11 protein-coding genes are annotated in these 12027 nt (G+C 70.7%); all 11 read right to left on the bottom strand.

Annotated elements, in window-relative coordinates; all coding sequences use genetic code 11:
• Positions 1-12: 12 nt before the first annotated feature.
• Positions 13-1716: a flavin monoamine oxidase family protein gene (locus EOT10_RS14380; RefSeq protein WP_127828555.1), complete on the bottom strand. Its 1704-nt coding sequence runs from the start codon at positions 1714-1716 to the stop codon at positions 13-15.
• A gap of 88 nt (positions 1717-1804) precedes the next feature.
• Positions 1805-2599 carry a carbon-nitrogen hydrolase family protein gene (locus tag EOT10_RS14375; RefSeq protein WP_127828621.1) on the bottom strand — a complete coding sequence of 265 codons (795 nt, stop codon included), beginning with the start codon at positions 2597-2599 and terminating at the stop codon, positions 1805-1807.
• A 229-nt stretch (positions 2600-2828) separates the two neighbouring features.
• Complete coding sequence (locus tag EOT10_RS14370; protein ID WP_127828554.1) at positions 2829-3281, bottom strand: Lrp/AsnC family transcriptional regulator; 453 nt, start codon at positions 3279-3281, stop codon at positions 2829-2831.
• A 10-nt stretch (positions 3282-3291) separates the two neighbouring features.
• The gene (locus EOT10_RS14365) at positions 3292-4764 is read right to left on the bottom strand and encodes an amino acid permease (RefSeq protein WP_127828553.1); all 1473 of its coding nucleotides are present in this window, start codon (positions 4762-4764) and stop codon (positions 3292-3294) included.
• Positions 4765-5146: 382 nt separating this feature from the next.
• Positions 5147-6589, bottom strand: coding sequence for a GuaB1 family IMP dehydrogenase-related protein (locus tag EOT10_RS14360; protein ID WP_127828552.1), 1443 nt, complete (start codon positions 6587-6589; stop codon positions 5147-5149).
• Positions 6590-6696: 107 nt separating this feature from the next.
• Complete coding sequence (locus tag EOT10_RS14355; protein ID WP_127828551.1) at positions 6697-7056, bottom strand: barstar family protein; 360 nt, start codon at positions 7054-7056, stop codon at positions 6697-6699.
• Positions 7053-7487: a guanyl-specific ribonuclease gene (locus EOT10_RS14350; RefSeq protein ID WP_127828550.1), complete on the bottom strand. Its 435-nt coding sequence runs from the start codon at positions 7485-7487 to the stop codon at positions 7053-7055. The genes EOT10_RS14355 and EOT10_RS14350 overlap by 4 nt, the downstream gene beginning before the upstream one ends.
• A gap of 63 nt (positions 7488-7550) precedes the next feature.
• Entirely contained in the window at positions 7551-8594 is a 1044-nt protein-coding gene (locus EOT10_RS14345; protein WP_127828549.1) for a sugar-binding transcriptional regulator, read from the bottom strand.
• Between the two features lie 78 nt (positions 8595-8672).
• Positions 8673-9359, bottom strand: coding sequence for a ribulose-phosphate 3-epimerase (gene rpe / locus EOT10_RS14340; RefSeq protein WP_127828548.1), 687 nt, complete (start codon positions 9357-9359; stop codon positions 8673-8675).
• 109 nt (positions 9360-9468) lie between these two features.
• Positions 9469-10944 carry an RsmB/NOP family class I SAM-dependent RNA methyltransferase gene (locus EOT10_RS14335; protein ID WP_127828547.1) on the bottom strand — a complete coding sequence of 492 codons (1476 nt, stop codon included), beginning with the start codon at positions 10942-10944 and terminating at the stop codon, positions 9469-9471.
• A 95-nt stretch (positions 10945-11039) separates the two neighbouring features.
• Positions 11040-11984: a methionyl-tRNA formyltransferase gene (fmt, locus tag EOT10_RS14330; protein WP_127828546.1), complete on the bottom strand. Its 945-nt coding sequence runs from the start codon at positions 11982-11984 to the stop codon at positions 11040-11042.
• Positions 11985-12027 lie beyond the last annotated feature (43 nt).

The following is a 12027-nucleotide window of genomic DNA, read 5'->3' as shown; positions in this document are numbered from 1 at the left end:
TCAGTCCTCCGCTCAGTCCTCCGGCAGCTCCACCGGGGCGATCTCGTCGTAGACGTCGCCGGGGCCGGGGTTCGTCCCGTCCGTGGCGCCGCCGAACTGGTGCATGACGCCCCACACGGCGTTGAGCGCGGTCTGCACGGCGCCCTCCGCCCAGCCGGCCGTCCAGGAGATGTCGTCGCCCGCGAGGAAGATGCCCCGCTTGTCCTCGGGGAGGCGGTCCTGCATGAAGTGCGTGAACAGGCGGCGCTGGTAGCGGTAGTGGCCCGGCAGGTTGGCCTTGAACGCGCCCATGAAGTAGGGCTCGTTCTCCCAGGACACGGTCACCGGGTTGCCGATGATGTGCTTCCGGATGTCGACCTTCGGGTAGATCTCGCCGAGCGACTTGAGCATGACCTCCATGCGCTCGTTCGCCGACAGGGGCAGCCACTTGAGGCTGTCGTCGCACCAGGTGTACGACAGGCAGATGGTGGCCGGCTTGTCCGGGCCGTCGTCGAGCAGGTAGGTGCCGCGCGTCATCCGGTCGGTGAGGGTCATCGACATGGTGTCGCGGCCCGTGACCTCGTCCTTGTCCAGCCAGAACGGCCGGTCGACGGGGATGAAGAGCTTGGAGCTCTCCATGTAGTGGGTGCGCTCGATCGCCGTCCAGTGGTCGATCGGGAAGAGCGAGTCGTCGCACGCGACCTTGGAGAGCAGCATCCAGGACTGCGCGGTGAAGATCGCCGCCTGGTAGGTGCGGATGTCACCGGAGGCGTCGGTCACCGTGATGTGGTTGCCCGCGGTGCGGTGCAGCCGGGTCACGGCCGGACGCGGCTTGCCGCTGTCGTGCAGGGAGGCCAGCGAGGTGCCGTACGCCCAGTGGACGATCTTCTCCGGCTCGCGCTCCCACAGGCGCAGCGGGAGCTGCTGGCTGCCGCCGACGATGCCGCGGTGGTGGTCGTCGGCCTCGGTGTAGACGACGCGCAGGATCTCCAGGATGGAGTTCGGGAAGTCGGTGTCCCAGCCGCCGGTGCCGAAGCCGACCTGGCCGAAGATCTCGCGGTGGCGGAAGGACTTGAAGGCCTCGGAGTCGCAGAGGAACCCGTAGAACGTCTGGTTGTCGAGCTTGTCGACGAGCTTCGACCAGATCTCGCGGATGCGCGGCACGTCGCGCTCACGCATGGCGCGGTTCATGTCGGAGAAGTCGGCGCCCTCTTCGAGGCAGGCGTTCCACGCGTTCATGACGTCGCGGTAGACCTGCGGCAGGTCGTCGACGGTGACGGCGTAGTGCGACTCGCCCTTGAGGTCGACGACGGTCGAGGGGGTCTCGGGGGCGAGCGGGTTGGGGAACGGCCGCGTCTCCAGACCGACCAGGTCGATGTAGTGCTGCAGCGCGGTCGACGACGGCGGGAAGCGCATCGCGCCCATCTCGGCGGTGAGGCCGGCGGCCTCGGCCGGGGTGCCGTCGAAGCCGACGGTACGCAGCCGGCCACCGATCTGGTCCGCCTCGTACACGACGGGCTTGAGGCCCATCTTCATCAGCTCGTACGCGGCGACGATGCCGGACAGGCCACCGCCGATGACGGCGACCTCGGTGCCGTGCTCGGTCGCGGGTATCTGGCCGAGCCCCGCGGGGTGCGCGAGGAAGTCGTCGTACGCGTACGGGAAGTCCGGCCCGAACATCGTGATGGGGGGCTGCGCGTCGGTGTGCTGGACGGCGTTGGGCACCGTGGACGTCATGGGGTACGGACTCCTTGCGGGAACTGAGGTACTGAAGGTTCGGGGGGGGCGGCCGGGCTCGCTCGGACGAGCGACGGTCAGCGGCTGGTCAGCGGCTGACCAGCGGCGTGTACAGGCCCGGGCGGCGGTCGTTCAGGTACGGGTTGGCTTCGCGGGACGCGGCCAGGAAGGCGGGGTCCACCTCGGCGGTGACCAGCTCGTCGCCGCGGCCGGCGCGCGCCCTGGCGACCCCGTCGGGGCCGACGAGTGTGGAGAGCCCGACGAACTCGAACTCCCCTTCCTGGCCGACCCGGTTGACGTACGCGACGTACATCTGGTTCTCGAAGGCGCGGACCGGCACGAGGGACTCGGGGACGAACTGGTAGGGGTGCATCTGGGCCGTCGGCACGAGCAGCAGGTCGGTGCCGGCGAGGGCGTGCGCCCGTACGTTCTCCGGGAACTCGACGTCGTAGCAGATCATGAGGCCGACGCGGACCCCGTCGAGGTCGGCCTGGACGACGGCCTGGTCGCCGGGCGTGAACACGTCGCGCTCGAAGCAGCCGAAGAGGTGCGTCTTGCGGTAGTTCGCGAAGCGCGTGCCGTCGGCGGCGATCAGCTGGGCCGAGTTGTAGACGGTCTCTCCGTCGCGCTCCGGGTAGCCGTAGGCCACGGCGACGCCGTGCCGGGCGGCGATCGCGGCGATCGCCTGCGCCGAGGGGCCGTCGGCGGGCTCGGCGAGGCGGGCGACGTCGTCGCCGATCGCGTACCCGGTCAGGAACATCTCGGGGGCCGCGAACAGCCGGGCTCCGGTGGCGGCGGCGCGGCCCGCGGCGTCGTCGAGCACCTTGAGGTTCTCGTCGACGGATCCGGGGCGGCCGGAGCTCTGGAGCAGGGCGGTGCGCAGCGGCGGCATGGCAGTCCTAGGAGGCGTACGGAAGGGGAGGAGGGATCGAATAGACGGTACGTTTCCCGGCACCTACCGGACAAGACGGGACTGTTGCGTCTTGTCGCACGATCTGTTGCGCCTGAAGTGGCGTTCGCGGCGATTCGTTGCGCGTATGCGGGAGCCTTCGGCAGTAGTGCATACGACAACGCGCGCCTCCGCCGTGGGGCGGAGGCGCGCGGAGTGGGTGTCAGGCGGGCGAGCCCGACGTGTAGCGCCGCATCAGCGGCGACAGGACGAGCACCGACTTGGTTCGCTCCACGAAGGGCTCCCCCGCGATGCGCTCCAGGACCCGCTCGAAGTGCCGCATGTCGGAGGCGAAGACCTGGACGATCGCGTCGGCGTCACCGGTGACGGTGGAGGCGGACGCGACCTCCGGGTACCGCTCGAGGCCGCGTTTGATGGCCTCGGGCGAGGTGTTGCGGCGGCAGTACATCTCGATGAACCCCTCGGTCTCCCAGCCGAGTGCGGCGGGGTCGACCCGGACCGTGAACCCTGTGATGGCTCCGGTCGCCCGCAGCCGGTCCACGCGCCGCTTCACGGCGGGCGCGGACAGGCCGACGATCTGGCCGATGTCGGCGTAGGAGCGGCGGGCGTCCTCGGCGAGGGCGTGCACGATGCGTTCGTCGAGATCGTTCAGCAAGGCAGGTGGTTCACTTCTCTTGGGCAGGCTCTGAGGCGAGTCGGGAGCGACGGGCCCCGTAGAGGAAGTAGAACACGAGGCCGACGGCCATCCACACGCCGAAGACCACCCAGGTGACGGCGTCGAGGCTGAACATGTTGTACGCGCAGAAGACGAAGCCGAGGACCGGGAAGACCGGACCGAGCGCCACCTTGAAGGTGCGCGGCATGTCCGGGCGTGTGTAGCGGAGCACGATGACCGCGATGTTGACCAGGCCGAAGGCGAACAGGGTGCCGATGCTGGTGGCGTCGACGAGCTTGCCCAGCGGGATGAGCGAGGCGAGCAGACCGCAGAAGAGCGACACGATGACCGTGTTCACGCGCGGGGTGCCGGTCTTGCCGCTGACCTTGCCGAAGGCCTTCGGGACCAGGCCGTCGCGGGACATCGCGAAGAGGATCCGGGTCTGGCCGTAGAGGACGGTGAGGACGACGCTGGCGATGGAGATGACCGCGCCGGCGGCGAGCATGGTGCCCCAGAAGGTCTGCCCGGTGACGTCGTTCATGATCGCCGCGAGCGTGGCCTCGGAACCCGCGAACTCCTTCCAGTTCCACGCACCGACCGCGACCGCGGCGACCAGGACGTAGAGGACGGTGACGATGAGCAGCGAGAGCATGATCGCGCGGGGCAGGTCACGCTTCGGGTTCTTGGCCTCCTCGCCGGCCGTGGAGGCGGCGTCGAAACCGATGTACGAGAAGAACAGGCTGGCGCTCGCGGCGCCGACGCCGGTCATGCCGAGCGGCATGAAGTCCTTGTAGTTGCCGGACTTGAAGCCCATGAAGCCGATCGCGCAGAAGATCACGAGGGTGACGATCTTCACCCCGACCATGATCGTGTTGACGACGGCGGACTCGCGGGCGCCGCCGAGCAGGAACACCATGGCGAGCATCACGACGATCAGGCCGGGAAGGTTGATCACACCGCCCTCGCCGGGCGCCGAGGAGAGCACGTCGGGGATGGTGACACCGATCGTGCCGTCGAGCAGCTCGTTGAGGTACTCGCCCCAGCCGACGGCCACGGCGGCGACGGAGACGCCGTACTCCAGGACCAGACACCAGCCGCAGACCCAGGCGACGAGTTCGCCCATCGTTGCGTACGCGTACGAGTACGAGGACCCGGCGACCGGTATGGTGCCGGCCAGCTCGGCGTACGAGAGGGCCGAGAACAGGGCCGTGAGGCCGGCGATGACGAAGGCGAGCGTGACGGCGGGGCCGGCCTTCGGGACGGCGCCGCCGAGGACGACGAAGATGCCGGTGCCGAGCGTGGCGCCGATGCTGATCATGGTCAGCTGCCACATGCCGAGCGAGCGGCGCAGAGCGCCGCCCTCACCCTGGCCCCCCTCGGCGACCAGCGCTTCTACCGGCTTGCGCCGCATCAGCCGGGCGCCGAGCCCCGGGACGGAGGTCTCGAGCGGGGGGGTGCGCGGGGGTGCGCCGTGGTCGAGCACGGGCTGGCTCCTTCATCGCTGCCGGTCAGGTGTGACGGGGGCCGACAAGCCTCGGCAGCCCGCACCAGACCGGGGGAACCGCCGTGCAGGCCGTCCCGCCACGCCACGTACAGCGCCTGACTCTAGATGGTTTCTGTTCCCAGCTGTAATGCAGCAACCTTGCGTATGCGCGCACGAACGTTGCGTGGTGCACGCAGAGTCGGACAAACGTTGCGCGGTCCGTTTAGTCCATTGCGCGGGCGGCGCCCGGAAAGCTTCCGAAAAACGCGAAACCCCGCGCCCCTGAAAGGGGCGCGGGGCAGCGTCCATATGCGGCTCCGCCGCGCGGGCGCGACCAGCCACACTCAACCCGCGGCCGGAGAACAACCGAACCGCGGAGCGACTAGCTCCAGCTGGCGTGCAACGGCTTGCCCTCCGCATACCCGGCCGCACTCTGGATTCCGACGACAGCCTTCTCCTCGAACTCGCGGAGCGAAGACGCCCCGGCGTACGTGCAGGAGGAGCGGACGCCCGCGATGATCGAGTCGATCAGGTCCTCGACGCCCGGACGCTGCGGGTCGAGGAACATGCGCGACGTGGAGATGCCCTCCTCGAACAGCGCCTTGCGGGCACGGTCGTAGGCGGACTCGTCGGAGGTCCGGTTCTTGACGGCACGCGCCGACGCCATACCGAAGGACTCCTTGTACGCGCGCCCCTGGGCGTCGTGCTGGAGGTCGCCCGGGGACTCGTACGTGCCCGCGAACCAGGAGCCGATCATGACGTTCGACGCGCCGGCGGCGAGCGCCATGGCGACGTCGCGCGGGTGCCGGACGCCGCCGTCGGCCCACACGTGCTTGCCGTACTTCTTCGCCTCGGCGGCGCACTCCAGGACTGCGGAGAACTGCGGCCGGCCGACGCCGGTCATCATGCGCGTGGTGCACATGGCACCGGGGCCCACACCCACCTTGATGATGTCGGCGCCGGCCTCGATGAGGTCCTTGACGCCCTCGGCGGCGACGATGTTGCCCGCCACGATCGGCACCTGCGGGTCGAGGCCGCGGACGGCCTTGATCGCGGAGATCATCGACTCCTGGTGGCCGTGCGCGGTGTCGACGACGATGGTGTCGGCGCCCGCGTCGAGCAGCTGCTTGGCCTTGCCCGCCACGTCACCGTTGATGCCCACGGCTGCCGCGATGCGCAGCTTGCCGTTCGCGTCGGTGGCCGGGGTGTAGAGCGTCGCGCGCAGGGCGCCCGTGCGGGTCAGGATGCCCGCCAGGCGGCCGTCCTGGCCCACGGCGGGGGCGTAGCGGCGGTTGGCGTGGTCCAGCTTGTTGAACGCGTCGCGGGGGTCGATGTCCGCTTCGAGGAGCAGCAGGTCCTTGGACATGACCTCGGACAGCTGCGTGAAGCGGTCGACGCCGGTCAGGTCGGTGTCGGTGACGACGCCGATCGGCCGCTGCTCCTCGTCCACGACGACGCCGGCGTTGTGCGCGCGCTTGTTCAGCAGCGCGAGGGCGTCGGCGACGGTCTGGTGCGGGGCGAGCACGATGGGGGTGTCGAGGACCAGGTGGCGGGTCTTCACCCAGGAGATGACCTCGGTGACCACCTCGATCGGGATGTCCTGCGGGATGACGACGAGGCCACCGCGGCGGGCGACGGTCTCGGCCATGCGCCGCCCGGCGATCGCGGTCATGTTCGCGACGACCAGCGGAATCGTGGTTCCGGAGCCGTCGGGCGACGCCAGGTCGACCGCCTGCCGCGAACCGACGGCGCTACGGCTCGGCACCATGAAGACGTCGTCGTAGGTCAGGTCGTACGCAGGCTTGATGTCATTGAGGAAACGCACGTGCTGCTCATCCCAGTCGATCAGAGGTGGACCCCGGGCAGGTCAGCCTCGGGGAAAAGCACGTACTTCAGTGTCACATGCGGTGGATACCCCATGCTCACGGACGATTATCCAGTGGTTTCGGAGGGTGGGTGGTCCGATCCTCCAAGGGTCAGCGCGACCAGGAGCCTCGGATTCCGGTCGCGCCTGCGGTCGACGGCGTCGGAGAACACGTCGAGGGCGGTCTCCCACTCCTCGGGGCGCGCGGCGGCGTACGCGCGCCAGCCCACGACGGACAGGAGCAGTGCCTGGTCGCTGCCGTCGGGCCAGAACGAGACGTCGGTGAGGACGTCGAACAGCGCGTCCCAGTTACGGCCGAACCAGTCCGGCAACTCCAGGTCGCGCACACACCGGTCCATGAACTCGGCCTTGTCCTTGACCCCTTCGAGGTCGAGGACGCGGATCCGGTCGGGGGCAAACCCGGTCATCGCAGCACCGCCTTGAACGACTGGTAGTGGTCATCGGTGTAGTACGTCTCGTGGCCCTGCCCGGTGACGAGGCGCCGGGCGCCACGGTCCCGCTCGCCCGGGGTGGGCACGGTGTACTCGTGGTAGTACCCACGGCTCTGCCGGGGCAGCTCCCGCTCGAAGTTCCCGAATACGCTGCCGTCCTTGGCGTACGGGAAGGGCCCGCCCTTGTCGATGAGGCGCAGGGTCGTACGGGCCTCGGCGGGGAGCGCCGACTCGGTGACCGTGGCCATGCCGTGCGCCCAGGCGGGTGCGGAGCGGGTCGGCCCCGCCGAGGTGCCCTGGGTGGAGGTGGCCTGTGCGGAGCACCCGGTGACCAGCAGGGCCAGGGCTACGAGCAGGATCCCCAGGAGCCGGGTGGTGGGGAGACGGGGAAGAAGCCGCGGCAGCATGCCGCCGATGCTGCCACAGCCTCTTCCGATGAGCGCGGTGCGCGACGCGGTTGCCCGCTCGGCTCAGGAGCCGTCGGGGTCCGCGCGGTTCAGTGCCGGCTTCGGCGTGGGGCCCGCCGTGAGGAGGAAGTCCGCGGCGGCCGTGTCCGTGACGAGGCTGGTGACCAGGCCCGACCGGAGCACCGCGTCGATGGCGGCGGCCTTGCGCTGGCCACCGGCGATGGCCACGACTTCCGGGATCCGCCGCAGGCGGTCCGCCTCGACGGTGATGCAGCGCTCCCCCAGGTCGCGGCCGACCCGGCGGCCCTCCGCGTCGAAGAGGTGCGCGGACATCTCCGCGGCGACGCCGAGCGAGGCGTAGTGGGCCCGCTCCTCGTCGCTGAGCATGTCGTGCACGGTGGAGATGCCCGGCTCCCAGGAGCCGATGGAGACGCAGGCGACCGTGACCTTGTCGAAGTACTCGAAGGCGCGGGCGATGCCCGTCTGGTTGCGCAGCGCGGCCGCGGTGGCGGGGTCCGGCAGCAGCATCGGCGCGTAGATCGGGTGCGCCTCGCCGCCGGAGACCTGGGCGGCGCGCCGCACGGCCTCCACGGAGCCGCGCTCGGCGGTCCCGGCGTCGTACACGCCCGTGAGCTGCACGACCGTGCAGGGCGGCAGCCGGTCGAGCGCGGCGGCCATGTGGATGGTCGAGCGGCCCCACGCGAGGCCCAGCACGTCGCCCTCGGAGACCAGCTCGCCCAGGAGGTCGGCGGCGACCTCGCCGAGATTCTCGGGGTCGGGAGACTCCTCGGCCTCGGCCGGGGACTCGACCACCACGGCGTGCCGCAGGCCGTAGCGGGCGCGCAGCGCGTCGGAGCGCTCCGCGTCGAGCTCGGCCGGTACCCGGATCTCGATGCGTACGAGATCCCGTTCGAGCGCGGTCTCCAGGACCCGGGCCACCTTGAAGCGGCTCACGCCGAACTCCTCGGCGATCTGGATCTTGGATTTGCCCTCGAGATAGAAGCGGCGGGCCATGGCCGCCGCCTGCACCAGCTCAGCGGGTCCCATCCGCATCGCTGATCGACCCGGCGACAGTGCCGACACGGCGATCTCCTCACTGCTGTTCACAACCTGGATTCGCCGTTCATCCTTGCAGATGTGGCGGACTTGATCAGCCCTGATGGGCGGCGTTCACGTTCCTGTGGCTCAGTGGCCGCATGCCCAGGCTGCAGCGGCCGACACCGTCTCCGCCTGCGTGCGCAGTGCACGTACCGCCTGGGCGGGGTCGGCGGCGCCGTACACGGCAGATCCGGCGACGAAGACGTCGGCGCCCGCCTCCGCGCAGCGCTCGATGGTGGAGGCCGAGACGCCGCCGTCCACCTGGAGCCAGAGTTCGAGGCCGTGCTTGTTGATCAGCTCACGGGTGCGGCGGATCTTCGGCAGCATGATGTCCAGGAAGGACTGCCCGCCGAAGCCCGGCTCGACCGTCATGATCAGCAGCATGTCGAGCTCGGGGAGCAGGTCCTCGTACGGCTCGATGGGCGTCGCGGGCTTGAGCGCCATGGAGGCGCGGGCGCCCTTGGCGCGGATCTCGCGGGCCAGGCGGACGGGGGCGGCGGCGGCCTCCGCGTGGAAGGTGACGGACCCGGCGCCGGCCTCGACGTACTGCGGCGCCCAGCGGTCGGCGTCCTCGATCATCAGATGGCAGTCCAGCGGGGTGTCCGTCGCCCGCGCCAGTGACTCCACGACCGGCACCCCGAGGGTGAGGTTCGGGACGAAGTGGTTGTCCATGACGTCGACATGGAGCCAGTCGGCGCCCTCGACGGCCTTTGCCTCCTCGGCGAGGCGGGCGAAGTCGGCGGACAGGATGCTGGGGTTGATCTGCACGGCCATGACCCAAGACTGCCATGCCCGGCGCCGGTTGCTCCCCCCGGTCCAGACCTGTCCCACTTCCCGGATACGGCACCGGCTCCCCGCTGGGCGGAGAGCCGGTGTACACGCCTCAGGCCGTGCGGCGGATCAGGGCCAGATACATCGCGTCCGTGCCGTGCAGATGCGGCCAGAGCTGGATGTCGGGCCCGTCGCCGAGCGCCGGTACGCCGGGCAGCAGCGGGCGCGCGTCGAGGAGCTCGACGCCGGGGTGGTGCTTCATGACGTCGTCCACGACCGCGCGGGTCTCCGCGAGGTGCGGCGAGCAGGTCGCGTAGCCGACGACACCGCCCACCCGGACGGATTCGAGCGCGGTGTTCAGGAGCGCGCGCTGGAGCGGCGCGAACCCCTCCAGGTCCTCGGGGCGCCGCCGCCAGCGCGCCTCGGGCCGGCGGCGCAGTGCGCCCAGACCCGTGCAGGGCACGTCCATGAGGACGCGGTCGAAGGTCCCGGGACCCCACGGCGGGCGGGTGCCGTCGGCTGCGATGACCTGGTACGGGCCCGGGTTGCCCGCGAGCGCGTTCGCCACGAGACGGGCGCGGTGGGGCTGCTTCTCGGCGGCGAGCAGGGCGGCACCGCGCTGGGAGGCGAGGCCGGCGAGCATGGCCGCCTTACCACCGGGACCGGCGCAGCCGTCGAGCCACTTCTCGTCGCGGCCTTCCAGGGGCGCGTTCGCGAGGGCGATCGCCACGAGCTGGCTGCCCTCGTCCTGGACTCCGGCGCGTCCGGTCCGCACGGGGTCGAGCGAGCCGGGCTCGCCCCCCTCCGTGAGCCGCACGGCGTACGGGGACCAGCGGCCCGGCAGCGCGGACTCCTCGCCGACCTCCTCCAGGACGACGTCCGCCGTCGTCCGGCCCGGCCGGGCCACGAGCGTGACCTCGGGCCGCTCGTTGTCGGCCTCCAGCAGGTCCTCGATCCCCGCTCGGCCACCGCCCAGCGAGTCCCAGAGCGCCGACACGATCCATCGCGGATGCGAATGCACCACGGCGAGATGGTCCTCGGCGTCCTCGTCGTACGGCGGCGCGACCTTCTCGACCCATCCGTCGAGGTCGTCCTGGGCGATCTTGCGGAGCACGGCGTTGACGAACTTGGCGCGCCCGTCGCCGAGCACCACGCGTGCCAGCTCCACGGACGCCGACACGGCCGCGTGCGTGGGGATGCGGGTGCCGAGCAGCTGGTGAACGCCCATGTTCAGCACGTCGAGCACGGGCGGGTCGACCTCCCGCAGCGGCCGGTCGATACAGGCCGCGACGATCGCGTCGTACGTGCCCTGCCTCCGGAGCGTCCCGTACACCAGCTCGGTGGCGAGCGCCGCGTCACGCGCGTCGAACTTTTCGGGTCCCTCCTTCTCCCGGGCCTTGCGCAGCAGCGGAGGCAGCACGAGATTCGCATACGCATCGCGCTCGTCCACGGCCCGCAGCGCCTCGAAGGCGAGGAGGCGGACCGGGTCCTTCTGAGGGCGGCGGTACGGCTTACCGGGCTTGCCCTGCTTCCCGGAGGTGCCGGGCTTGCCTGACTTCTGGGGACGCCGGCCGGGCTGGTCGTTCAAAGGTGCTCCGCTACTGGTTTCAGCACTGAATTCGGCACTGGGTTCGGCACCGGCTTTCAGCACTGGTCTCAGCACTGGTTCCGGCTCGAACCCATTCAGCCTACGTCGGCCGCGCCGAGGCGCTCACCCGGGGCGATCCGCACCCCGCGCGCCCAGTCGGCGGCGGCCATCGGCTTCTTGCCCTGCGCCTGCACCCACAGCAGCTGCACCGCGTACGAACCGGTGCCGACGTGCAGGTCCCGCTTGCCGACCGCCAGCTCGCCGGGCACGAGGTCCGTGCGAGCCGGCGCGAGTACGGCCTGGATGAGCTTGAGACGCTCGCCCCGGAAGACGGTCCACGCGCCGGGCGCGGGTGTGCAGCCGCGCACGACCCGGTCCACGCGCAGGGCGGGCGCCGTCCAGTCGACGTGCGCGTCCTCGACCGTGATCTTCGGGGCGACCGTGATGCCTTCGGCGGGCTGCGGCACGGCCTTCAGGGAACCGTCCTCGATGCCGTCCATCGTCGCGGAGAGCAGGCCGGCGCCCGCGAAGGCGAGCCGGGTCAGCAGGTCGCCGCTGGTGTCGGTGTGCCGCACCGTCTCGGTCACCGTCCCGTATACGGGACCGGAGTCGAGGCCCTCCTCGATCAGGAACGTGGACGCCCCGGTGATCTCGTCGCCGGACATGATCGCGTGCTGCACGGGGGCCGCCCCGCGCCAGGCCGGCAGCAGCGAGAAGTGCAGGTTGACCCAGCCGCGGGCGGGGATGTCGAGGGCGACCTTCGGCAGGAGCGCGCCGTAGGCGACGACCGGGCAGCAGTCGGGGGCGATCTCCCGCAGCCGGGCCAGGAACTCCTCGTCGCGCGGCTTCGCGGGCTTGAGGACCTCGATCCCCGCCTCCGCCGCGCGCTCGGCGACCGGACTGGCGACGAGCCTGCGGCCACGGCCCGCGGGAGCGTCCGGCCGGGTGACGACCGCGGCGACCTCGTGGCGGTCGGAGGCGATCAGGGCGTCGAGAGCGGGAACGGCGACCTCGGGGGTGCCTGCGAAGACGAGCTTCATAGGTGTCTTTCGGCCTCTCGGGGCAGGGACTTGACGGGCAGCG

The sequence above is a fragment of the Streptomyces antnestii genome (assembly GCF_004005495.1).
In the GTDB taxonomy this organism is placed as follows: Bacteria; Actinomycetota; Actinomycetes; order Streptomycetales; family Streptomycetaceae; genus Streptomyces; species Streptomyces antnestii.
The sequence above is the reverse complement of the archived record's forward strand: the minus strand, read 5'-3'. Positions and strand labels throughout refer to the sequence as shown.

Excerpts from the sequence above, each read along its gene's own strand:
- EOT10_RS14350 (WP_127828550.1), bottom strand. The coding sequence starts at position 7,487 with ATGCTGCCGCGGCTTCTTCCCCGTCTCCCCACCACCCGGCTCCTGGGG.
- fmt (WP_127828546.1), bottom strand. The coding sequence starts at position 11,984 with ATGAAGCTCGTCTTCGCAGGCACCCCCGAGGTCGCCGTTCCCGCTCTC.
- rpe (WP_127828548.1), bottom strand. The coding sequence starts at position 9,359 with ATGGCCGTGCAGATCAACCCCAGCATCCTGTCCGCCGACTTCGCCCGC.
- EOT10_RS14355 (WP_127828551.1), bottom strand. The coding sequence starts at position 7,056 with ATGACCGGGTTTGCCCCCGACCGGATCCGCGTCCTCGACCTCGAAGGG.
- EOT10_RS14380 (WP_127828555.1), bottom strand. The coding sequence starts at position 1,716 with ATGACGTCCACGGTGCCCAACGCCGTCCAGCACACCGACGCGCAGCCC.